Origin of the sequence: Pseudomonas koreensis (assembly GCF_025447595.1) — a bacterium.
GTDB lineage: Bacteria > Pseudomonadota > Gammaproteobacteria > Pseudomonadales > Pseudomonadaceae > Aquipseudomonas > Aquipseudomonas koreensis_H.
In genome coordinates, this window is the sequence record NZ_JAOEJU010000001.1 from 400499 (window position 1) to 425165 (window position 24667).

Below are 24667 nucleotides of genomic sequence, written 5' to 3' on the forward strand. Positions count from 1 at the left end.
TCATTTGTGTATCAGTGTTTTGCCTCACACCTTGAAACGTAAGTGGAAGGTAAATTGCCGGTAAAGCTGCTTTGCTAAATCCCCACCAGTGCTTATCGTTCAGCCTCCCGTAAAAGAAGCCCACGCGCCCAATGGTTAATCACTCCATGCAATCGTCTTCCCGAAACTCCCGTCGCTGGCTGTTGAGCCTGCTTGTCCTGCTGGTCATCGCCGGTCTGTGCTGGAAATTCTGGCCCGCCGGTTCGACCCACAAGGAGGGCGGCGAGAAGGCGCAGGCCGGCCACACCGGCCGTTCGGGGATGATGCGTCCGGGCTTCGGCGGGGCGGCCGGGCCGATTCCGGTGCGCGTGGCGCCGGCAGTCACCGGGGACTTCCCGCTGTACTACAAGGCGCTGGGCACGGTGACGGCGCTCAACACCATCAATGTGCGCAGCCGGGTTGGTGGCGAACTGGTGAAGATCTATTTCGAGGAAGGGCAAATGGTCAAGGCCGGCGACCTGCTGGCGGAGATCGACCCGCGTCCGTACCAGAACGCCTTGCTTCAGGCTGAAGGCACCTTGCTGCAGAATCAGGCTCAGTTGAAGAATGCCCAGGTCGATGTCGAGCGCTATCGCGGTCTGTACAAGGAAGACAGCATCGCCAAGCAGACGCTGGACACCGCCGAAGCGCTGGTCGGCCAGTACCTCGGCACGGTGAAAACCAATCAGGCGGCGGTCAACGACGCCAAGCTCAATCTCGAATTCACCAAGATCCGCGCACCGATTGCCGGTCGCGTCGGCCTGCGTCAGCTCGACGTCGGCAACCTCGTGGCAGCCAACGACACCACATTCCTCGCGGTCATTACTCAGACCCAACCGATCAGCGTTGCCTTCACCCTGCCGGAAAACAGCCTGGAAACCGTGCTCGCCCGTTACCGCAGCGGCGCCAAACTGCCCGCTGAAGCCTGGGATCGCGGCGATACCAAACTGCAGGCTACCGGTGTGCTGCAAAGCCTCGATAACCAGATCGACGTGACCACCGGCACCCTCAAATTCAAGGCGCGCTACGAGAACCGCGATCAGTCGCTGTTCCCCAACCAGTTCGTCAACGTGCACTTGCTGGCCGACACCTTGAAAGGAGTGGTGCTGGCGCCGTCGGCCGCCATTCAGTTCGGCACCAACGGCACCTTCGTCTACGCGCTGGACGGCGACAAGAAGGTCACCATCCGCCAGTTGAAGATCGGCGCCAGCGACGGCGAACACACCGTTATCACCGAAGGCCTCGCCGCTGGCGATCGCGTAGTGCTGGAAGGCACCGACCGCCTCAAGGAAGGCAGCGAAGTGGAAGTGGTCAACGACAGCAAGGACGTACCGACCACCCCGACCGAACACCTGCAAGGCAAGTCCGCCGCCACCGCGCCTGACGCCACCGTGACCGACAAGGCCAAGAAGGGCGCATGAACATTTCGCGTCTGTTCATCCTCCGCCCGGTCGCCACCACGCTGAGCATGCTGGCCATCGTGCTGGCCGGTCTGATCGCCTATCGCCTGCTGCCGGTTTCGGCTCTGCCGCAGGTCGATTACCCGACCATCCGGGTCATGACCCTTTATCCGGGCGCCAGTCCGGACGTGATGACCAGTGCCGTCACTGCGCCGCTGGAACGCCAGTTCGGGCAGATGCCGGGCCTTACGCAAATGGCTTCGACCAGCTCCGGCGGTGCCTCGGTGCTGACCTTGCGTTTCAGCCTCGACATCAACATGGACGTCGCCGAACAGCAGGTGCAGGCCGCGATCAACGCCGCGACCAACCTGCTGCCGACCGACTTGCCGGCACCGCCGGTTTACAACAAGGTCAACCCGGCGGACACCCCGGTGCTGACCCTGGCGATCACCTCGAAAACCATGTTGCTGCCCAAACTCAATGATCTGGTCGATACGCGCATGGCGCAGAAGATTGCCCAGATCAGCGGTGTCGGCATGGTCAGCATTGCCGGCGGTCAGCGTCAGGCGGTGCGGATCAAGGTCAATCCGGAGGCACTTGCGGCCAACGGCCTGAACCTGTCGGACGTGCGTACGCTGATCAGCGCGTCAAACGTCAACCAGCCCAAGGGTAACTTCGACGGACCGACTCGGGTGTCGATGCTCGACGCTAACGACCAGCTGACCTCGCCCAAGGACTACGCCAACCTGATCCTGGCCTACGCCAACGGCGCGCCGCTGCGGCTCAAGGATGTCGCACAGATCGTCGACGGCGCCGAGAACGAGCGTCTGGCCGCGTGGGCCAACCAGAATCAGGCCGTTCTGCTGAACATCCAGCGTCAGCCAGGTGCCAACGTGATCGAGGTGGTCGACCGGATCAAGGCGCTGCTGCCAAGCATTACCGATAACCTGCCGGCCGGTCTCGACGTCGTTGTCCTGACTGACCGTACCCAGACCATCCGTGCCTCCGTCACCGATGTGCAGCATGAACTGCTGATCGCCATCGCGCTGGTGGTGATGGTGACGTTCCTGTTCCTGCGGCGTGCCAGCGCGACGATCATTCCATCGGTGGCCGTGCCGCTGTCGCTGATCGGTACGTTCGGCGTGATGTACCTGGCCGGGTTCTCGGTCAACAACCTGACCTTGATGGCCCTGACCATCGCCACCGGTTTTGTGGTCGACGATGCGATCGTGATGCTGGAAAACATCGCGCGCTTCATCGAGGAGGGCGACAGCCCGATGCAGGCCGCGCTCAAGGGCGCGAAGCAGATCGGTTTCACCCTGATTTCCCTGACCCTGTCGCTGATCGCGGTACTGATTCCGCTGCTGTTCATGGCTGATGTGGTGGGGCGGTTGTTCCGCGAATTCGCCATCACCCTGGCGGTGGCGATCCTGATTTCCCTGGTGGTCTCGCTGACCCTGACGCCGATGATGTGCGCGCGTCTGCTCAAGCGTGAGCCGGAAGCACATGAGCAGGGCCGTTTCTACCGCGCCAGTGGTGCGTTCATCGACTGGATGATCGCCGCTTACGGGCGCAAGTTGCAATGGGTGCTCAAGCACCAGCCGCTGACTTTGCTGGTAGCCGTCGGCACGCTGGCCCTGACCGTGTTCCTTTATATGGTGGTGCCCAAGGGCTTCTTCCCCGTGCAGGACACCGGGGTGATCCAGGGCATTTCCGAAGCACCGCAGTCGATTTCCTTTGCCGCGATGGGCGAGCGTCAGCAGGCGCTGGCCAAGGTGATTCTGGAAGATCCGGCGGTGGAAAGCCTGTCGTCCTACATCGGTGTCGACGGTGACAACGCCACGCTCAACAGCGGTCGACTGCTGATCAACCTCAAGCCCCACGGCCAGCGTGATCTGACCGCCACTGAAGTGATTGCCCGCCTGCAACCGCAACTGGACAAACTGGTGGGCATCCGCCTGTTCATGCAGCCGGTGCAGGACCTGACCATCGAAGACCGTGTCAGCCGTACCCAGTATCAGTTCAGCATGTCCTCGCCGGATTCCGAATTGCTCAGCCTGTGGAGCGGCCGTCTGGTCGAGGCCCTGGCTCAGCGCCCGGAACTCACCGACGTCGCCAGTGACTTGCAGGACAAGGGTTTGCAGGTGTTCCTGGTGATCGATCGCGACGCCGCTTCACGGCTGGGCGTGTCGGTGTCGAACATCACTGATGCGCTGTACGACGCGTTCGGCCAGCGGCAGATTTCGACCATCTACACCCAGGCCAGCCAGTACCGCGTGGTGCTGCAGGCTCAGGCCGGAGAGAAAATCGGCCCGCAGGCGCTGGATCAGATTCACGTCAAGACCACCGATGGCGGTCAGGTGCGGTTGTCGAGTCTGGCCCACGTCGAGGAACGGCAGGCGCAACTGGCGATCACCCACATCGGTCAGTTCCCGGCGGTGATGATGTCGTTCAACCTCGCGCCCGGTGTGGCGCTGGGGCATGCGGTGGACATCATCGAGCAGGTGCAGAAGGACATCGGCATGCCGATCGGCGTGCAGACCCAGTTCCAGGGCGCAGCCGAAGCGTTCCAGGCGTCGCTGTCGAGCACCTTGCTGCTGATTCTGGCGGCAGTAGTGACCATGTACATCGTGCTCGGTGTTCTTTACGAGAGCTACATTCATCCGATCACCATTCTGTCGACCTTGCCGTCGGCGGCGGTGGGGGCCTTGCTGGCGTTGCTGCTCAGTGGCAACGACCTGGGCATGATCGCGATCATCGGCATCATCCTGCTGATCGGTATCGTGAAGAAGAACGCGATCATGATGATCGACTTCGCCCTCGACGCCGAACGCACCCAGGGCATGGCGCCGGAGCAGGCGATTTATCAGGCGGCGCTGTTGCGCTTCCGGCCGATTCTGATGACCACGCTGGCTGCGCTGTTCGGTGCGGTGCCGTTGATGCTGGCCACCGGTTCCGGCGCTGAATTGCGTCAACCGCTGGGTCTGGTGATGGTCGGCGGGCTGCTGGTGAGTCAGGTGCTGACGCTGTTCACCACGCCGGTGATCTACCTGTACTTCGATCGTCTCGGCCGGCGCTTCGGCAAAACCAATGCTGAAGAGGTTGCGGTATGACTGTCTTGGCACATAACCCCTGTGGGAGCGAGCTTGCTCGCGAAAGCGGTGGGTCATTTATCACCCGTGTCGGATGTGCCATCGTCTTCGCGAGCAAGCTCGCTCCCACAGGAAAACTGTGTGAAGGCGGGGACTGCGGTCGATGAACCTGTCCGGTCCTTTCATCAAGCGCCCGGTGGCGACCATGCTCCTGAGCCTGGCGATCATGCTGCTGGGCGGCGTGAGCTTTGGTCTGCTGCCGGTGTCGCCGCTGCCGCAAATGGACTTCCCGGTGATCGTGGTGCAGGCGAGCCTGCCCGGCGCCAGTCCGGAAGTCATGGCGTCCACCGTGGCCACGCCGCTGGAGCGCTCGTTCGGTGCCATCGCCGGCGTCAACACCATGAGCAGCCGTTCCAGCCAGGGTTCGACCCGGGTGATTCTGCAGTTCGACCTCGATCGCGACATCAACGGCGCGGCGCGGGAAGTGCAGGCGGCGATCAACGCCTCGCGCAATCTGCTGCCGAGCGGGATGCGCAGCATGCCGACTTACAAGAAGGTCAACCCGTCGCAGGCACCGATCATGGTGTTGTCGCTGACTTCGGATGTGCTGGAAAAAGGCCAGCTCTATGACCTGGCCTCGACCATCCTGTCCCAGAGCCTTTCGCAGGTGCAGGGCGTCGGTGAAGTGCAGATCGGCGGCAGTTCGCTGCCGGCCGTGCGCATCGAACTCGAACCCCAGGCACTGAACCAGTACGGCGTGGCGCTGGACGATGTGCGCAAGACCATCGCCGAAGCCAACGTGCGCCGGCCCAAGGGTTCGGTCGAGGACGACCAGCGTCTGTGGCAAATCCAGGCCAACGACCAGTTGGAGAAAGCCAAGGATTACGAATCGCTGATCATCCACTACAACGGCGGCGCGGCCCTGCGCCTGAAAGACGTGGCCAAGGTCAGCGACGGCGTGGAAGACCGTTACAACAGCGGTTTCTTCAACGATGACGCGGCGGTGCTGCTGGTGATCAACCGCCAGGCCGGCGCCAACATCATCGAGACGGTCAACGAGATCAAGGCGCAGTTGCCGGCGTTGCAGGCGGTGCTGCCGGCCAGCGTCAAACTGAACCTGGCGATGGACCGTTCGCCGGTGATCAAGGCCACTTTGCACGAAGCGGAAATGACCCTGCTGATCGCCGTGGCGCTGGTGATTCTGGTGGTGTTCCTGTTCCTCGGTAACTTCCGTGCGTCCCTGATTCCGACGTTGGCAGTGCCGGTGTCGCTGGTCGGCACTTTCGCGGTGATGTACCTCTACGGATTCTCGCTGAACAACCTGTCGCTGATGGCGCTGATTCTCGCCACCGGGCTGGTGGTGGACGATGCCATCGTGGTGCTGGAAAATATTTCCCGGCACATCGACGAAGGCGTCAAACCGATGAAGGCCGCGTACCTCGGGGCCAAGGAAGTCGGTTTCACCTTGCTGTCGATGAACGTCTCGCTGGTGGCCGTGTTCCTGTCGATCCTGTTCATGGGCGGGATTATCGAGAGTCTGTTCAAAGAGTTTTCCATCACGTTGGCTGCGGCCATCGTGGTGTCGCTGGTGGTTTCCCTGACGCTGACCCCGATGCTCTGCGCCCGCTGGCTCAAACCCCATACACCGGGCGAGGAAAACCGCCTGCAACGCTGGAGCCGCCGCACCAACGACTGGATGGTCGGCAAATACGCCACCAGCCTCGACTGGGTGTTGCGCCACCGTCGCCTGACATTGTTGAGCCTGATCATCACCGTCGGGGTCAACGTCGCCCTCTATGTTGTGGTGCCGAAAACATTCATGCCGCAGCAGGACACTGGCCAGTTGATCGGTTTCGTGCGTGGCGACGACGGTCTGTCGTTCAGCGTGATGCAGCCGAAGATGGAAGTCTTCCGCCGTGCCGTGCTCAAGGACGAAGCGGTCGAGAGTGTCGCCGGGTTCATTGGTGGCACCAACGGCACCAACAACGCGTTCATGCTGGTACGCCTGAAGCCGATCAAGGAGCGCAATCTGTCGGCGCAGAAAGTCATCGAGCGCCTGCGCAAGGAAATGCCCAAGGTGGCCGGTGCGCAATTGATGCTGATGGCCGACCAGGACCTGCAATTCGGCGGCGGTCGCGAGCAGACCACTTCGCAGTACAGCTACATCCTGCAAAGTGGCGATCTGGGCGCCTTGCGTGAGTGGTATCCGAAAGTGGTTACCGCGCTCCGTGCCTTGCCAGAGTTGACGGCCATTGATGCCCGGGAAGGTGCCGGCGCGCAGCAAGTGACGTTGATCGTCGACCGCGATCAGGCCAAGCGCCTGGGCGTGGACATGGAAATGGTCACCGCCGTGCTCAACAACGCCTACAGCCAGCGGCAGATTTCCACGATCTACGACAGCCTCAACCAGTATCAGGTGGTGATGGAGGTTAATCCGAAATACGCCCAGGATCCGGTGACGCTCAAGCAGGTTCAGGTGATTACCGCTGACGGCGCACGGGTTCCGCTGTCGACGTTCGCCCATTATGAAAACAGCCTGGAAGACGACCGCGTCAGCCACGAAGGCCAATTCGCCTCCGAGAGCATTTCCTTCGACATGGCCGAAGGCGTGACAGTGGAGCAGGGTAGCGCGGCCATCGAGCGGGCGATCGCCAAGGTCGGCCTGCCGGAAGACGTGATCGCGAAAATGGCCGGCACCGCCGATGCGTTTGCCGCCACCCAGAAGAGCCAGCCGTTCATGATCCTCGGTGCGCTGCTGGCGGTGTATCTGGTGCTGGGCGTGCTGTATGAAAGCTACATTCACCCGTTGACGATCCTGTCGACACTGCCGTCGGCCGGGGTCGGTGCGTTGCTGTCGATCTATGTACTGGGCGGCGAGTTCAGCCTGATCTCGCTGCTCGGGTTGTTCCTGCTGATTGGTGTGGTGAAGAAGAACGCGATCCTGATGATCGACCTGGCATTGCAACTGGAGCGTCATCAAGGCCTGGCGCCGCTGGAATCGATCCGCAGCGCCTGTCTGCAACGCTTGCGGCCGATTCTGATGACCACGCTGGCGGCGATCCTCGGCGCCTTGCCGTTGCTACTGAGCCGGGCCGAAGGCGCGGAAATGCGCCAGCCGCTGGGCCTGACCATCATCGGCGGGCTGATTTTCAGCCAGGTGCTGACCCTTTACACCACGCCTGTGGTTTACCTCTATCTCGACAAGCTGCGCCATCGTTTCAACAAATGGCGTGGCGTGCGCACCGATGCCGCTCTGGAAACTCCGCTATGACTGACCGTTCGCTTATCAATCTGGCCACTGTTCGCGGCTCGCGTCTGTTGAGTCTGTCGCTGTGCGTGGCGATGCTCAGTGCCTGCGCCGTCGGCCCGGACTACCAGCGCCCGCAGACCGCCGAAATCGCCCAGTACAAGGAAGCCGAAGGCTGGCGTCAGGCCAACCCGAGCGATTCCCTGGCTCGCGGTGCCTGGTGGGAGCTGTATGGCGACCGTCAGCTCAACGAACTGATCGAGAAACTCAACAGTTCCAACCAGACTGTCGCCCAGTCCGAAGCCCAGTACCGTCAGGCTCAGGCCTTGGTGCGCAGCGCGCGCGGGGCGTTTTACCCGAGCGTTGATCTGAGCGCCGGCAAGACCCGCTCAAGTCAGGGCACCGGTAGCAGCAGTTCGAGCCTGAGCAGTTCCTCCAGCGGTATCCGTGACACTTACAACGCGCAACTGGGCGTGAGTTGGGAAGCGGATGTCTGGGGCAAATTGCGTCGTGGCCTGGAAGCCAATGAAGCCAGCGCCCAGGCGAGCTTCGCCGATCTGGCGGCGATGCGTTTGAGCCAGCAGTCGGAACTGGTGCAGAACTACCTGCAATTGCGGGTGATCGATCAGCAGAAACGTTTGCTCGAATCGACAGTGGCGGCTTACGAGCGCTCGCTGAAAATGACCATGAACCAGTACAACGCCGGGGTTTCCGGACGGGACGCGGTGGCGCAGGCACAGACTCAACTGAAAACCACCCAGGGCGATCTGGTGGACCTGATCTGGCAGCGGGCGCAGTTCGAGAACGCCATCGCGGTGCTGACCGGCCAGCCTCCCGCCGAGTTCAAACTCGCCGAAACCCAGGATATTCCCAAGCTGCCGCAGATTCCGCTGAGCCTGCCGTCGCAGTTGCTTGAGCGCCGCCCGGACATCGCCTCGGCCGAGCGTTCGGTGATTGCTGCCAACGCCAATATCGGCGTGGCCAAGGCTGCTTACTACCCGGATTTCAGCTTGAGCATGAGTGGCGGCTACAGCAGCAGTACCTCGCAGAACCTGATCAGCCTGCCGAACCGTTTCTGGTCGGTGGGGCCGAAAATGACTCTGCCACTGTTCGACGGCGGCATCCGCTCGGCTGAAGTCGACCGCACCGAAGCGGTGTACGACCAGACCGTGGCCAAATACCGCCAGACCGTGCTCGACGGTTTCCGCGAAGTGGAAAACTATCTTGTGCAGTTGAAGGTGTACGAGGACGAAGCGGCGGTGCGCCAGGAGGCCCTCGACGCGGCGCGGGATTCGTTGCGTCTGACCGAGAACCAGTACAAGGCCGGGGTGATCGCTTACCTCGATGTGGTGGTGGTGCAGGCGACGGCGCTGAGTAATGAGCGCACTGTCCTGAATATCCTGCAGAGCCGCTTGATCGCCAGTGTGCAATTGATCGCGGCGCTGGGTGGAGGTTGGGACGGACAGCTGGAAACTACTGATAACCGCTGACGCAGAGCGTGGGAACGATCATTGTCCGGGCCACCGGGCTAGAGCCTTGTCAGACGATCAAACAAGCGTTTCATCGGGTTGATGGCCATTTGATTACTTTGTCAGTGAATTCTTTTGTGCAATCAGTACAATCGGCGCATTTGGCCCCGCTGAGAACGGAAGCAGTACGGCGGGGTGGTCACGAGAATTCTCATGCTCATCGGTAGCTATTCTTTCACGCTGGTTTTCATCTCTCTGTGTGTGGCGATCCTCGCTTCATACACCGCGCTCGATCTCACCGGGCGCATTGCTACCGCCAAGGGTCGTGCCGTGCATTTCTGGACGGCCGGCGGCGCGTTTGCCATGGGCATCGGCGTCTGGTCGATGCACTTCATCGGCATGCTGGCGTTCAAGCTGCCGATCAGCCTGGGCTACGACATTTCGATCACCGCGTTATCGCTGCTCATCGCCGTGCTCTCCTGCGGTTTTGCCTTGTGGCTGGTCAGCCAGCCGAAGCTGCCGGTCTGGCAACTGGCTTTTGGCGCATTGATCATGGGCGCCGGGATCAGCGCCATGCATTACACGGGCATGGCCGCCATGCGCATGCAACCGGGGATCGATTACGACCCGACACTGTTTGGCGCTTCGCTGCTGATTGCGGTCGGGGCTTCGGCGGCGGCCCTCTGGATCGCTTTCCGGCTGCGCCAGCATTCGCCCTATGTCCGGCTCTTTCGGGCGGGGGCAGCCATTGTCATGGGTGTGGCGATTGTCGGCATGCATTACACCGGCATGGCGGCGGCGCGTTTTCCTGAAGGCAGCTTCTGCGGTGCAGCACTCAACGGCCTGAACGGCAACGGCCTCGACAATCTGGTGTTGATCACCACATTGGCGGTGTTGGCCATCGCGTTGCTGACGTCGATTCTTGACGCGCGCCTTGAAGCGCGCACTGCCGATCTGGCCCATTCGTTGACCGTGGCCAATCGTGAACTCACTCAGCTCGCTCTGCACGACACACTGACCGGTCTTCCGAATCGAATGCTGCTGGACGACCGGATCAATCAGGCGATGAAAAAGGTAAACGAGCAGGGCGGCTGTTTTGCGCTGATGTTCATCGATCTGGACGGCTTCAAGCCGGTCAACGACGCCTTCGGTCATCACATGGGCGACCAATTGCTGCGTGAGGTGGCGGTGCGCCTGCGTGAAGACTTGCGCAGTCTGGATACCCTGGCGCGGATCGGCGGCGACGAGTTCGTGCTGCTGGTGCGTCTGACCGAGCCCAACGATGCGCTGGGTCTGGCGGCGCGTCAGGTCGGCCTGATCGCGCAGTCGTTTCGGGTTGCCGAGCATGACCTGCAGATTTCCGCCAGCGTCGGCATCGCACTGTATCCGGGCAACGGCCAGAACGCTCAGGAACTGCTGATGAATGCCGACGCCGCGATGTACCACGCCAAGGGCGGCGGCAAGAACGGCTACAGCTTCTTCGACGCCTCGATGAACAGCAACGCCCGAAAGCAACTGCAATTGCTGCAGGATTTGCGGGCGGCGCTGGAACATGGCGAATTCAGCCTGCATTACCAACCCAAATTCCATGCCGCCGACGGTCGTCCGGTCGGCGCCGAAGCCTTGTTGCGTTGGGAGCATCCGACCCAAGGCATGCTGATGCCGGACAAATTCATTGATCTGGCGGAGAAAACCGGGCTGATCATTCCGATTGGCGAATGGGTGCTCAACGAAGCCTGCCGGCAGATGCGTGAATGGTACGTGCTGGGCTACACCGACTGGCGAATCGCGGTAAACCTGTCGGCGTTGCAGTTCTGTCACGCGGGGCTGGTGCGTAGCGTGGCCAAGGCGCTGGCCACGCATCATTTGCCGGCCAACAGCCTGACCCTGGAAATCACCGAAACCACCGCCATGAGCGATGCCGACGCAAGCATGACGGTGTTGCAGGAGCTGTCCGACATGGGCGTCGACCTGTCCATCGACGACTTCGGTACCGGCTATTCGAGCCTGATGTACCTCAAGCGTTTGCCGGCCAACGAGCTGAAGATCGACCGCGGTTTCGTCCGCGACCTGGAGCACGACAGCGACGATGCGGCCATCGTGTCGGCGATTGTCGCGCTCGGCCAGGCGCTCGGGCTGCGTATCGTGGCCGAAGGTGTCGAGACCGACTCGCAACAGGACTTCCTGACGCAACTGGGCTGCGATTCGCTGCAAGGCTATCTGCTCGGCCACCCGATGCCGGCTGATCGCTTCATGCAGGACATCGTGCGTGGCAAACCGTTGGCAGTGAACTGAACAGCTGATCTCTGTCCATGCAAAACCCGGCAATGACGGTTATTCTTGCCCCGACTGTTACGTGTGCATCGGGGGAAAGGCCAGCATGGATAAAGTCATTGTGATCACCGGCGGCGGCCGTGGAATCGGCGCCGCTACTGCGTTGTTGGCTGCCGAGCAAGGCTATCGGATCTGCATCAATTACCAGTCGGATGAACAGGCTGCTCATCACGTGCTTGACCAGGTACGTGAGCGCGGCGCTACCGCCATCGCCGTTCGCGCCGACGTCAGTATCGAAGACGAAGTGATTGGGCTGTTTCACCGGGTCGACACCGAACTGGGCCGGGTCACCGCACTGGTGAACAACGCCGGCACCGTCGGGCACAAATCGCGGGTCGACGAAATGTCTGAATTCCGCATCCTCAAAATCATGAAAACCAACGTCCTGGCGCCGATCCTCTGTGCCAAGCACGCGATCCTGCGCATGTCGCCCAAGCACGGCGGGCAGGGTGGCAGCATCGTCAACGTTTCTTCGGTCGCTGCGCGCCTGGGATCGCCTAACGAATACGTCGATTACGCGGCTTCAAAAGGCGCGCTGGATACGTTTACCGTCGGTCTGTCCAAGGAAGTGGCGGGCGAGGGGATTCGGGTCAACGCGGTGCGCCCGGGCTACATCTACACCGATTTCCACGCCTTGAGCGGCGATCCGGATCGGGTCAGCAAGCTTGAATCGGCTATTCCGATGGCCCGGGGCGGGCGGCCGGATGAGGTGGCGGAGGCGATTGTCTGGTTGCTCTCGGATAAGGCTTCGTATGCCACCGGGACTTTTGTCGATCTGGGCGGAGGGCGTTAAGACTCAGGACTTGCGTTGCCTGAACTGGCCCCATCGCGAGCAAGCTCGCTCCCACAGTGATTTGTGTTGGTCACCGTTTTTGTGAACGGCATCGGACTCTGTGGGAGCGAGCTTGCTCGCGAAGGGGTCAATGCGGAGACATCAGTCTTTCAGAAGGACCGCACAATCCGCCCCAGCGTCTCCATCGCCTTTTCCGCATCCTCGGTCCACGGGCTGCCATAGTTCAGCCGGATGCAATTTCTGAATCGCTGGGTCGGCGAAAAAATCGGCCCCGGTGCAATGCTGATCCCCTGCGCCAACGCCATCTGAAACAACTTCAACGAGTCCATCTGCGGTGGCAGTTCCAGCCACAGGAAGTAGCCGCCCGCTGGTTGGCTCACGCGGGTCTGCGCCGGGAAGTAGCGGGCGATGGCGGCGAGCATGGCGCTTTGCTGTTCTTCCAGGGCGTAGCGAAGTTTGCGCAGGTGACGGTCGTAGCCACCGTGTTGCAGGTAGTCGGCGATGGCCGCTTGCGCCGGCATCGAGGCGCATAGCGAGGTCATCAGTTTCAGACGTTCGATTTTCTGTGCGTAGCGGCCGGCGGCGACCCAGCCGATGCGGTAACCGGGGGCCAGGCTTTTGGCGAACGAGCCGCAATGCATCACCAGACCTTCGGTGTCGAAGGCCTTGGCCGGTTTCGGCGCCTGCTGGCCGTAATAGAGTTCGGCGTAGACGTCGTCTTCGATCAACGGCACCTGATGCTGTTTCAGCAGTTCCACCAGTTCCTGTTTCTTGGCCTCGGGCATGGTCGCGCCCATCGGGTTCTGGAAACTGGTCATGCACCAGCAGGCCTTGATCGGATGCCGCTCAAGCGTCTGGGCGAGCACGCCGAGGTCGATGCCGTCGCGCGGGTGAACGGGGATTTCCACGGCTTTGAGCTTCAGGCGCTCCAGCACTTGCAGGCTGGCGTAAAACGCCGGGGCTTCGATGGCCACCAGATCTCCGGGTTCGGTGACCGCTTGCAGGCACAGATTCAGCGCTTCGAGCGCGCCGTTGGTGATCAGCAGTTCTTCCATTGGCAGCATCAGCCCGCCGACCATATAGCGCAGGGCGATCTGCCGACGCAGTTGCGGGTTGCCCGGCGACATGTCGGTGACCACCATTCGCGGGTCCATTTCCCGCGCGGCACTCGCCAGCGAGCGGGACAGGCGTTGCAGCGGAAACAGGGTGGGGCTGGGGAACGCCGAGCCGAACGGCACGGTGCTCGGGTCCTTGATCGATTCCAGCACCGAAAACACCAGTTCGCTGACGTCGACCTTGGTGGACTCGTTGACCTGGCTGCTGATCACCGGCTCCGAGAACGGGCTCGGGGCGTGGGTGTTGACGAAGTAGCCGGAGCGGGGGCGGGCGCGGATCAGGCCGCGACGTTCCAGCAGGTAGTAGGCCTGGAACACCGTGGACGGGCTGACGCCGTAGGTCTGGCTCGCATAGCGCACCGACGGCACCCGCTGACCGGGGCCGAGGACGCCGGAGCGGATCAGTTCAGCGATGTCGTCGGCGAATTTTTCGTAGCGTTTCATCTTGGGTCCGGATTGATTTCATTCTGAAAGACCGTGTCGCCTTCCTTCGCGAGCAGGCTCGCTCCCACAGTTGACCGCATTCTCCTGTGGGAGCGGGCCTGCTCGCGAATGGTTGCGCCGCAGTCTAAGGGATCAGCGATTCATCGGCGCAACAAACCGGCTCTTCGCCACGCTATAAATCTCGGGCTCATCACTGTCGGCAATCTTGAAGCTCAAGGTCTGCGAGCTGCTGGCCGCACGTTCCGTGGTCATCGCCACCGACACCGGCACATCGACAATCTCGCCCGGCGCCAGGCTCAGCTCGGTCTTGCCTTGCAGCTGGAAGCCGTCGCCGTCCACCAGTGTCAGGTTGTAGTCCTGGCGCTGCTGGGTCTTGTTGATGACCTTGAGGGTGTAGATGTTTTCGATCTGGCCCTGACCATTCTCGCGGAACAGGCCACGGTCCTTGGTCACGTCCAGCGACACCATCGGCCGCTCGACCAGCGCCAGGGCGAGGGCGCCGATCATCACCACCAGCACCGCGACGTAGCCGATCAGGCGCGGGCGCAGCAGATGCGTCTTACCGCCCTGAAGTTCGCGCTCAGAGGTATAGCGAATCAGGCCTCGGGCGTAATTCATCTTGTCCATGATCGAGTCGCAGGCGTCGATGCATGCCGCGCAGCCGATGCATTCCATTTGCAGACCGTCGCGAATGTCGATGCCGGTCGGGCAGACCTGCACGCACAACTGGCAGTCGATGCAATCGCCGAGGCCGGCTTCGGCCGGTTTCACCTCGCGTTTGCGCGGGCCACGGTTTTCGCCACGGGCGGCGTCGTAGGAAATCGCCAGGGTGTCCTTGTCGAACATCACGCTCTGGAACCGCGCATACGGGCACATGTGCATGCACACCGCCTCACGCAGCCAGCCGGCATTGATGTAGGTGGCGGCGGTGAAGAACAGCACCCAGAACAGGCTGACACCGCCGATCTGCAGGGTCAGCAACTCTTCAGCCAGCGGACGGATCGGGGTGAAATAGCCAACGAAGGTCAGACCGGTCAGCACGCTGATGGCCAGCCAAAGTGTGTGTTTGGCGGCACGACGGGCAAGTTTGTTCAGGCTCCAGGGCGCCGCTTGCAGCTTGATCCGCTGGTTGCGTTCACCTTCGGTGATCTTCTCGCACCACATGAAGATCCACGTCCACGAACTCTGCGGGCAGGTGTAGCCACACCAGACCCGGCCGGCGAACACGGTAATCGCGAACAGACCGAACGCGGCGATGATCAGCAGCGCCGACAGCAGAATGAAATCCTGCGGCCAGAATGTCGCGCCAAAGATGTGGAACTTGCTTTCGGAAAGGTCCCAGAGCACCGCCTGACGACCGCCCCAGTTCAGCCACACCGTGCCGAAGAACAACAGGAACAGAAACCCCGCGCCGCTCATGCGCAAGGTGCGGAACAGGCCGGTGAAGCTGCGGGTGAAGATCTGGTTGTCGCTGGTGGCGTGTTTCGCCTTCATTGGGCGCGCCGGTACTTTTTTTATCTGGGGAGATGCTTCTACGGTTCGGACGGGGATTCGTTCGCTCATGGTCGTTCGCTCATCAGCCTCCATCAGGCCAGGGAACTATGAGCGTCGATCTGTTTGCATAACAGACTCAGGTATTTCAATAAAAAGCGTATCAGATGAGTTTTGCAGCAACGCCTGCGACAACTTGAAGCAGCCCGCAGGCCAAGGCGCAGATGCCTATCCCAGACGCCTGCGCCGGTTGTTGACCGAGGTCAGTCAAATCACCGAATCACTGTCGTCGGCCTTCAGGTGTTTGCGCCCATCCCGGGCGCCTGCGACGGTCAATGCATCAGCTTCCGCTTCGGTGACGTAGATGCGCCGTCCTTCCACTTCGACGAACGACATGGCTTTTTCGCTATCTGTCCTGACTTCCAGCGTGTCGCAGATCCGGATTTCCTCACCATTCTCAACGGTGAAAAAACAGACTTTGGAATCCGGATTGCTTTCATCGATACGAAGGGGCATGGGGCTGTCCTTTTTCACAGGGGATCTGAACAGTTAGGGTGCGCGGTTTTGCAGATCGTTCTACGCAACCGATTAATGGTCGCCGCTGTCCACCCTTTATCGCCCATTCACAAGGACTGCACGATGAACGCCTGGTGGCATGAAGTGTGGGAAACCCTGCAAGCGGAGTTCGCCGACATCGGCGATGCGTCACAGCTGACGCGGATCACCGTGCGTCTGTTGATGGCGGCGATATTGGGCGGGATTCTCGGGTTCGAGCGTGAGCACAAGGGCAAGGCCGCCGGGGTGCGAACGCACATGCTGGTAGCCCTCGGCGCGGCGTTGTTTGTGCTGGTGCCGCAATTGTCGGGTTCCCAGGCCGACGCGATGAGCCGGGTGGTGCAAGGGGTGATTGCCGGGATCGGTTTTCTCGGCGCCGGCACCATCCTCAAAAACCACGAAGGTGACGAAGGCCACGTGAAGGGCCTGACCACCGCCGCCGGTTTGTGGATGACCGCCGCCATCGGCGTCGCTGCCGGGTTGGGTCGCGAGGCGACGGCGGTGCTCAGTACATTGTTGGCGTTGGGGATTTTCAGTGTGATGCCGAGGATTGTGAAAATCTTTGAGAAAGATAACGACGACCCTCGCTGATCAGACAATCACCGGCGGCATGGTCGTCGGTGGTTCTTCCTTGGGCGGTGGCGTGGTGCCAGGCGGTTCCTGTTCGGGGATCGGTTGCGGTTCGGTCTCGGGCAAGACCGGTTTGTCGATGTTCGGATCGGGTGTTTCGGCCGGAATCGGAATAGTCATCGGGTGAACCTCCGTGTGGCACTTGGCGTGGGAAGTGCTTAAGTGGGTTGACCACTTCACTGCGAAATCGATCCGATTTTGTGGCGGGGCAAATCCCTGTGAACTTTTCCCGGCGAGGGTCGCTCGGAACCTGAGAGAGTTCATGCCGGGGCGGATCCTGGCGTGAGCACCGAACAGGCACACGAGCGTCCTTGGGGCGTTAAGGAGAGATGCTCAATGACTGCTGAAAAACCTTCCGAGTTGAGCTACAACCCGCACATCCCGCTGTCGCAGGCCCTGCTGCTGCCGCGCATCGTCATTGAAAACACCGCGCCGACTCTCGATGGCGGCCAGTTTGCGGTCAAGGCGATTGCCGGTCGGGAGATCGTGGTCACCAGCAAGGTGTTTGCCGACGGTCACGACAAACTGGCGGTGCGCATCCGCTGGCGCGAAGAGGGCGATGAAACCTGGCAAACCGAAATCATGAGCGACCAGGGCAACAACGGCTGGCGCGGTGTGTTTAGGCCGCAGCGCATGGGTCGTTATCTGTTCCTGATCGAAGCGTGGATCGACCAGTTCGCCACTTTTCAGTACGAACTGGAGAAAAAGCACAACGCCGCTGTTCCGGTCAGCCTTGAGTTGCAGGAAGGGCGCACCATGGTGCAGCAGGCCGCCGAGCGCAGCGAAGGTCAGCTCAGCGAACAACTGGCCGGCTTGCACCACGAATTGTCCAGCCTGCTCGAAACCGAGCAGGTCGCGCTGTTTCTGCACTCGCGCAGTGCGCAACTGATGGCCGAGGCCGATCACCGCGCCTACCTGAGCCTCAGCCCGGAATTCCCGGTGGACGTCGAGCGCGAACGGGCGGAATTCGCCAGTTGGTACGAACTGTTTCCCCGCTCGATCACCGACGATCCCGCCCGCCACGGCACTTTCAATGACGTGCACTCGCGCCTGCCGATGATTCAGGACATGGGTTTCGACGTGTTGTACTTCACGCCGATCCACCCGATTGGCCGCAGTCATCGCAAGGGCCGCAACAATTCCCTGACCGCCGGCCCGGATGATCCCGGCAGCCCTTATGCGATCGGCAGCGAGGAGGGCGGCCACGAAGCGATTCACTCGCAACTCGGCACCCGCGAGGACTTCCGTCGGCTGGTAGCCGCCGCTGCTGACCATGGTCTGGAAATCGCCCTCGATTTCGCCATCCAGTGTTCCCAGGATCACCCGTGGCTCAAACAGCATCCGGGCTGGTTCAACTGGCGGCCGGACGGCACGATCAAATACGCGGAGAACCCGCCGAAGAAATATCAGGACATCGTCAACGTCGACTTCTATGCGCCGGAAGCGATTCCGAGCCTGTGGGTCGAGCTGCGCGACATCGTGGTCGGCTGGGTGCAGGAGGGCGTGAAGATCTTTCGTGTGGACAACCCGCACACCAAACCGCTGCCGTTCTGGCAATGGCTGATCGCCGATGTGCGCACGCTGTACCCGGAAGTGATTTTCCTCGCTGAAGCCTTCACGACCCCGGCGATGATGGCGCGGCTGGGCAAGGTCGGTTACACCCAGAGCTACACCTATTTCACCTGGCGCAATACCAAAGCCGAACTGGCGACCTACTTCAGCGAACTCAATGAGTCGCCGTGGCGCGAGTGCTACCGGCCGAATTTCTTCGTCAACACCCCGGACATCAACCCGGCGTTCCTGCATGAATCGGGACGTCCCGGATTCCTGATTCGCGCGGCGCTGGCGACCATGGGCTCGGGCCTATGGGGCATGTATTCGGGGTTCGAACTGTGCGAATCGGCGCCGGTGCCGGGCAAGGAGGAATACCTCGATTCCGAGAAGTACGAGATCCGCGTCCGCGACTTCAATCAGCCCGGCAACATCATTGCCGAGATCGCCCAGCTCAACCGCATCCGCCGCCAGAACCCGGCGCTGCACAGCCATCTGGGCCTGAAGATCTACAACGCCTGGAACGACAACATTCTGTATTTCGGCAAACGCAGCGCGGACGGCAGCAACTTCATTCTGGTGGCCGTCAGCCTCGATCCGCATAACGAGCAGGAGGCGAATTTCGAGCTGCCGCTGTGGGAAATGGGCCTGGCGGACGATGCCACCACCCACGGCGAAGACCTGATGAACGGCCATCGCTGGGACTGGCACGGCAAGTACCAGTTCATGCGGATCGACCCGGCTTACCAGCCGTTCGGAATCTGGCGGATCACTGCCTGAACACAGATCCCCTGTGGGAGCGAGCCTGCTCGCGAATACGGGCCAACATTCAATACATAGGTTGCCTGCCCAATCGAATTCGCGAGCAGGCTCGCTCCCACAGGTTGCTCATCGTTTGCGAGCCAAGTGATCGGCTCACCGTGTTTATAGAATTGAACAGGAGTTTCACATGGCGAAGAAACCCAAGTCAGCCACCTTCATCAAGGATCCGCTCTGGTACAAGGACGCGGTTATCTATCAAGTTCACGTCAAATCCTTTTTCGACTCCAATAACGACGGGATCGGCGACTTTCCCGGCCTGATCGCCAAACTCGATTACATCGCCGAACTCGGCGTCAACACCATCTGGCTGTTGCCGTTCTATCCCTCGCCACGGCGCGACGACGGTTACGACATCGCCGAGTACCGTGGCGTGCACAGCGATTACGGGACGATGGCCGACGCCAAGCGGTTCATTGCCGAGGCGCATAAACGCGGGTTGCGGGTGATCACCGAGCTGGTCATCAACCACACCTCCGATCAGCATCCGTGGTTCCAGCGTGCGCGCAAGGCCAAGCCCGGCTCGGCGGCGCGGGACTTCTACGTGTGGTCGGATGACGACCAGAAATACGACGGCACCCGGATCATTTTCCTCGACACCGAAAAGTCCAACTGGACCTGGGACCCGGTGGCCGGCCAGTACTTCTGGCACCGCTTCTATTCGCACCAGCCGGACCTCAATTTCGACAACCCGCAAGTCATGAAAGCCGTGCTGTCGGTGATGCGCTACTGGCTGGACATGGGCATCGACGGCCTGCGGCTGGATGCGATTCCGTACCTGATCGAGCGCGACGGCACCAACAACGAAAACCTCCCGGAAACCCACGACGTCCTCAAGCAGATCCGCGCCGAGATCGACGCCAATTACCCGGATCGTATGTTGCTGGCCGAGGCCAACCAATGGCCGGAAGACACCCAGCTGTATTTCGGCGACACCGACGCCGAGGGCGTGAATGGCGACGAATGCCACATGGCGTTTCATTTCCCGCTGATGCCGCGCATGTACATGGCGCTGGCTCAGGAAGATCGCTTCCCGATCACCGACATCCTGCGCCAGACCCCGGAGATCCCGGCCAACTGCCAATGGGCGATTTTCCTGCGCAACCACGATGAGCTGACGCTGGAGATGGTTACCGACAAGGAGCGCGACTACCTGTGGAATTACTACGCCGCCGACCGCCGCGCGCGGATCAACCTCGGCATTCGCCGGCGTCTGGCGCCGTTGATGGAGCGCGACCGCCGGCGTATCGAGCTGCTTAACAGCCTGCTGCTGTCGATGCCTGGCACGCCGACTCTGTATTACGGCGATGAAATCGGCATGGGCGACAATATCTACCTCGGCGACCGCGACGGCGTGCGCACCCCGATGCAATGGTCAATCGACCGCAACGGCGGTTTCTCCCGGGCCGATCCGGCCAGTCTGGTGCTGCCGCCGATCATGGACCCGCAATACGGCTTTCAATCGGTGAATGTCGAGACCCAGTCGGGCGATCCGCATTCGCTGTTGAACTGGACGCGACGCTTGCTGGCGGTGCGCAAGCAATCCAAGGCGTTCGGTCGCGGTACGTTGAAAATGCTCTCGCCGGCCAACCGTCGTGTGCTGGCCTATACCCGCGAATACACCGGCCCGGACGGCAAGCACGAAACCATTCTGTGCGTGGCCAACGTGTCGCGCAGCGCCCAGGCTGTGGAGCTCGATCTGTCGGCCTACGTCGGCATGGTGCCGGTGGAGATGCTCGGCGGTAACGCGTTCCCACCCATTGGCCAACTGAGTTTTCTGCTGACCCTGCCGCCTTACGGCTTTTATTGGTTCGGCCTCGCGGCGGAAAACCAGATGCCGAGCTGGCACGTCGAACCGGCGCAGAGCCTGCCGGACTTCACCACGCTGGTGCTGAAAAAACGCATGGAGGAACTGCTCGAAGCACCGTCCCGCGCCACCCTCGAACAGGCCATTCTGCCGAACTGGCTGCAGAACCGCCGCTGGTTCGCGGGCAAGGACGCCGCCATCGACCAGGTGAAACTTGCCTACGGCGTGCGTTTCGGCGACGCGCAACATCCGGTGTTGTTCAGCGAAATCGAAGTGCAGAGCGGCGGCCAGACCAGCCGTTATCAACTGCCGTTCGGCTTCATTGCCGAAGATCAGGTCGGGCCGGCGTTGCCGCAGCAACTGGCTTTGGCGCGAGTGCGCCGGGTGCGTCAGGTCGGGCTTATCACCGATGCCTTCAGTCTTGAAGCTTTCATTCGCGCGGTGCTGCAAGGCATGCAGGGCGGTACGGTGCTGGAATCCAGCGATGGCGAGATCCGTTTCGAAGCAACGCCGCAACTGGAAAAACTCGGCCTCGGGGCCGAATCGGAAGTGCGCTATCTGTCCGCCGAGCAATCCAATAGTTCAGTGGTGATCGGCAACAGTCTGGTGCTCAAGCTGATCCGCAAAGTCGCGTCCGGCGTACACCCGGAACTGGAGATGAGCGCTTACCTGACGGCGGCCGGATTTGCCAATATCTCACCGCTGCTCGGTTCGGTGATTCGCCGGGACGGGAAGGGTGAAGACAACCTGCTGATGATTGCGCAGGGTTATCTGAGCAATCAGGGCGACGCCTGGGAATGGACGCAGAACAACCTCGAACGGGCGCTGCGCGACGAACTGGCCGACGCTGTGTCGGAGCAGGCGCAGCACTACAACGCCTTGGGTGAACTGAAGGATTTCGCCGGCCTGCTTGGCCAGCGTCTGGGGGAAATGCATCAGGTGCTGGCAGCGCCAAGCGACAACAAGGACTTCGCACCGCAGGTCAGTTCGGCCAAGGATGCGCAGGCGACCGGCAAGGATGTCGCGGCGCAGGTCGAGCATGCGCTGAAGCTGCTCAAGCAGCATCAGGGCGAACTCGATGCGGCGGATCAGAAGCTGGTCGGTCGCTTGCTCGACAACAAGAAAACCATCCTGGCCCACGTGCAGGAACTGGCCAAGCAATCCGCTGGTGGCCTGCGAATTCGAGTACACGGCGACCTGCATCTGGGGCAAGTGCTGGTGATCAAGGGCGATGCCTACCTGATCGACTTCGAAGGCGAACCGGCGCGGCCACTGGCCGAGCGCCGGGGCAAGCACAGCCCGTACAAGGACGTCAGTGGTGTGCTGCGTTCCTTCGACTATGCCGCGGCCATGGCCCTGAATGTGCACAACGTCGACAACAGCCCCGAGGCCGAAGCCGCGCGTCGGCGGGTCGCGGAACGTTACCTGCGTGAAGCCCGGGAAGCATTTCTCCAGGCATATCGCCAAGCGGCAGCTAGTCTTGATCATGCCTGGCAAGATCCTGAAGGTGCCGACGCCGCACTGGCGTTGTTCGGTCTGGAGAAAGCGGCCTACGAGGTGGCCTATGAAGCCGAAAATCGCCCCACCTGGCTGCCCGTGCCGCTGCACGGTCTGTATGGGTTATTGACGGGGCTCAAACCCTTTTCCGATCTTGGTGGAGAGTAGTCATGAGTTTCTCGAACAAGGAACAGGGTCACGTTAACGAACGATTGCTGCCCAGGGCGAAGGACATCGATGCCCTGGTGCGCGCGGAACATCACGACCCGTTTTCCATTCTCGGCCCCCACGGCGATGGTGCCGGCGGGCAGTTCATCCGGGCTTATCTGCCCGGTGCGTTGAGCGTTTCAGTGCTGGATCGGCACAGCGGCGAAGAGCGCGGCCCACTGGAAGCCACCGAAACGCCGGGGCTGTTTGTCGGCCATTTCGAGGATGCACGGCCGTACCTGTTGCGTACCCGTTGGGCGGGTGGCGAACAGGTCGCGGAAGATCCCTACAGCTTTGGTCAGTTGCTCGGTGAAATGGACTTGTATCTGTTCGCCGAAGGCAATCATCGCGACCTCAGCAGTTGCCTCGGCGCACAGCTGAAAACCGTCGATGGTGTCGACGGTGTGCGCTTTGCCGTGTGGGCGCCGAATGCCCGGCGGGTGTCGGTGGTGGGCGACTTCAACGTCTGGGACGGGCGCCGGCATCCGATGCGCCTGCGGCATCCGTCCGGTGTGTGGGAGTTGTTCATTCCGCGCTTGCAGGCGGGCGAGCTGTACAAATACGAAATCCTCGGCGCCCACGGCATCCTGCCGTTGAAGGCCGACCCGATGGCCCTGGCCACCAGCCTGCCGCCGGACACCGCGTCGAAAGTCGCCTCTCCGTTGCAGATCGATTGGCAGGACCAGGACTGGATGAGCGGCCGTCGCGAGCGTCAGCAGCACAATGCGCCGCTGTCGATCTATGAATTGCATGCCGGTTCCTGGCAGTGCGAACTCGACGATCTCGGCGAAGTGGCGCGCCAGTACACCTGGCCGGAGCTGGCTGAGCGTTTGATTCCGTATGTGAAGGAACTGGGTTTCACCCACATCGAACTGATGCCGATCATGGAGCACCCGTTCGGCGGGTCCTGGGGTTATCAGTTGCTGTCGCAGTTCGCCCCGAGCGCGCGTTACGGCACGCCGGATGAGTTCGCGGCGTTCATCAACGCCTGCCATCAGGCCGATATCGGGGTGATCCTCGACTGGGTTCCGGCGCATTTTCCGACCGATACCCATGGTCTGGCGCAGTTCGACGGCACGGCGTTGTACGAATACGGCAACCCGCTGGAAGGCTTCCATCAGGATTGGGACACGCTGATCTACAACCTTGGTCGCACCGAAGTGCATGGCTACATGCTGGCCTCGGCGCTGCACTGGTTGAAGCATTTCCATGTCGATGGGCTGCGGGTCGATGCGGTGGCGTCGATGCTCTATCGCGATTATTCGCGCAAGGCCGGCGAGTGGGTGCCGAATCGTCATGGCGGTCGCGAGAACCTGGAAGCCATCGATTTCCTTCGTCATCTGAACGATGTGGTGGCACTGGAAGCGCCCGGTGCGCTGGTGATCGCCGAGGAGTCCACGGCGTGGCCGGGCGTCAGCCAGAGCACTCAGCAGGGCGGTCTGGGTTTCGCCTACAAATGGAACATGGGCTGGATGCACGACTCGCTGCATTACATTCAGCAGGATCCTGTGTACCGCGCCCATCACCACAACGAATTGAGTTTCGGTCTGGTCTACGCCTGGTCCGAGCGTTTCATCCTGCCGATTTCCCACGATGAAGTGGTGCACGGCAAACACTCGCTGATCGACAAGATGCCCGGCGACCGCTGGCAGAAGTTTGCCAACTTGCGCGCCTATCTGAGCTTCATGTGGACCCATCCCGGCAAGAAGCTGTTGTTCATGGGCTGCGAGTTCGGCCAGTGGCGCGAGTGGAATCACGACCAGCAACTGGACTGGTATCTGCTGCAATACTCAGAACACAAAGGCGTACAGAAACTGGTCGGCGACCTCAACCGGCTCTACCGCGAAGAGCCGGCGCTGCACGAGCAGGACGATGCGCCGCAAGGGTTTCAGTGGTTGATTGGTGACGATGCGATCAACAGCGTGTATGCGTGGCTGCGCTGGAGCAAGGACGGAACGCCGGTGTTGGTGGTGGCCAACTTCACGCCGGTGCCGCGTCAGTCGTACCGCGTGGGCGTACCGTTCGCCGGCCGCTGGAAGGAATTGCTCAACAGTGATGCCGACACTTACGCAGGTTCCAATTATGGGAACGGAGGCGGGGCGTTCACCGAAGAGGTCGCCAGCCATGGCCAGGCATTGTCGCTGGAACTGAACCTGCCGCCGTTGGCGGTGTTGATCCTGAAACCCGAAGCCTGATCC

General features: G+C 61.4%; 14 protein-coding genes. 10 read left to right on the forward strand and 4 right to left on the reverse strand.

What is annotated here, in order from left to right; genetic code table 11:
• Nucleotides 1-131 precede the first annotated feature (131 nt).
• The 6 genes from N8H71_RS01770 to N8H71_RS01795 all read left to right on the forward strand — a co-directional run bounded on the left by N8H71_RS01770 (nt 132) and on the right by N8H71_RS01795 (nt 12353).
• A complete protein-coding gene (locus tag N8H71_RS01770; protein ID WP_262192496.1) occupies nt 132-1439 on the forward strand; it encodes an MdtA/MuxA family multidrug efflux RND transporter periplasmic adaptor subunit in 1308 nt (435 codons plus the stop codon).
• A complete protein-coding gene (locus tag N8H71_RS01775; RefSeq protein ID WP_262192497.1) occupies nt 1436-4531 on the forward strand; it encodes an MdtB/MuxB family multidrug efflux RND transporter permease subunit in 3096 nt (1031 codons plus the stop codon). The genes N8H71_RS01770 and N8H71_RS01775 overlap by 4 nt, the downstream gene beginning before the upstream one ends.
• A gap of 142 nt (nt 4532-4673) precedes the next feature.
• On the forward strand, nt 4674-7781 hold the full coding sequence (locus N8H71_RS01780; protein ID WP_262192498.1) for an efflux RND transporter permease subunit: 3108 nt from the start codon (nt 4674-4676) through the stop codon (nt 7779-7781).
• Nucleotides 7778-9247: an efflux transporter outer membrane subunit gene (locus N8H71_RS01785; RefSeq protein WP_262192499.1), complete on the forward strand. Its 1470-nt coding sequence runs from the start codon at nt 7778-7780 to the stop codon at nt 9245-9247. The genes N8H71_RS01780 and N8H71_RS01785 overlap by 4 nt, the downstream gene beginning before the upstream one ends.
• 192 nt (nt 9248-9439) lie before the next feature.
• The gene (locus tag N8H71_RS01790) at nt 9440-11521 is read left to right on the forward strand and encodes a putative bifunctional diguanylate cyclase/phosphodiesterase (protein ID WP_262192500.1); all 2082 of its coding nucleotides are present in this window, start codon (nt 9440-9442) and stop codon (nt 11519-11521) included.
• An 85-nt stretch (nt 11522-11606) separates the two neighbouring features.
• Entirely contained in the window at nt 11607-12353 is a 747-nt protein-coding gene (locus N8H71_RS01795; protein WP_262192502.1) for an SDR family oxidoreductase, read from the forward strand.
• Between the two features lie 149 nt (nt 12354-12502).
• Here N8H71_RS01795 and mapR read toward each other — a convergent pair whose 3' ends face one another.
• From mapR to N8H71_RS01810, 3 genes are all read right to left on the reverse strand, one after another.
• Nucleotides 12503-13912 (reverse strand): GntR family transcriptional regulator MpaR, encoded by a 1410-nt coding sequence (gene mapR, locus N8H71_RS01800; protein ID WP_039772397.1) that lies wholly within the window; start codon nt 13910-13912, stop codon nt 12503-12505.
• A 132-nt stretch (nt 13913-14044) separates the two neighbouring features.
• Nucleotides 14045-15475: a cytochrome c oxidase accessory protein CcoG gene (gene ccoG, locus N8H71_RS01805; RefSeq protein WP_262192503.1), complete on the reverse strand. Its 1431-nt coding sequence runs from the start codon at nt 15473-15475 to the stop codon at nt 14045-14047.
• 195 nt (nt 15476-15670) lie between these two features.
• Nucleotides 15671-15919, reverse strand: coding sequence for a DUF3203 family protein (locus tag N8H71_RS01810; protein WP_011333950.1), 249 nt, complete (start codon nt 15917-15919; stop codon nt 15671-15673).
• Nucleotides 15920-16042: 123 nt separating this feature from the next.
• On the opposite strand from N8H71_RS01810, the gene N8H71_RS01815 reads away from it, so the two are divergent.
• The gene (locus N8H71_RS01815; RefSeq protein WP_262192505.1) at nt 16043-16549 is read left to right on the forward strand and encodes an MgtC/SapB family protein; all 507 of its coding nucleotides are present in this window, start codon (nt 16043-16045) and stop codon (nt 16547-16549) included.
• Here N8H71_RS01815 and N8H71_RS01820 read toward each other — a convergent pair whose 3' ends face one another.
• Nucleotides 16550-16708, reverse strand: a complete 159-nt coding sequence (locus N8H71_RS01820; RefSeq protein WP_007952133.1) for a hypothetical protein — start codon at nt 16706-16708, stop codon at nt 16550-16552. It lies immediately after the preceding gene.
• A 216-nt stretch (nt 16709-16924) separates the two neighbouring features.
• On the opposite strand from N8H71_RS01820, the gene N8H71_RS01825 reads away from it, so the two are divergent.
• The 3 genes from N8H71_RS01825 to glgB all read left to right on the forward strand — a co-directional run bounded on the left by N8H71_RS01825 (nt 16925) and on the right by glgB (nt 24664).
• Nucleotides 16925-18919 carry an alpha-1,4-glucan--maltose-1-phosphate maltosyltransferase gene (locus N8H71_RS01825; RefSeq protein WP_262192506.1) on the forward strand — a complete coding sequence of 665 codons (1995 nt, stop codon included), beginning with the start codon at nt 16925-16927 and terminating at the stop codon, nt 18917-18919.
• Between the two features lie 169 nt (nt 18920-19088).
• Nucleotides 19089-22430: a maltose alpha-D-glucosyltransferase gene (treS, locus tag N8H71_RS01830; RefSeq protein WP_262192507.1), complete on the forward strand. Its 3342-nt coding sequence runs from the start codon at nt 19089-19091 to the stop codon at nt 22428-22430.
• A gap of 2 nt (nt 22431-22432) precedes the next feature.
• On the forward strand, nt 22433-24664 hold the full coding sequence (glgB, locus tag N8H71_RS01835; protein WP_262192509.1) for a 1,4-alpha-glucan branching protein GlgB: 2232 nt from the start codon (nt 22433-22435) through the stop codon (nt 24662-24664).
• Nucleotides 24665-24667: the final 3 nt, after the last annotated feature.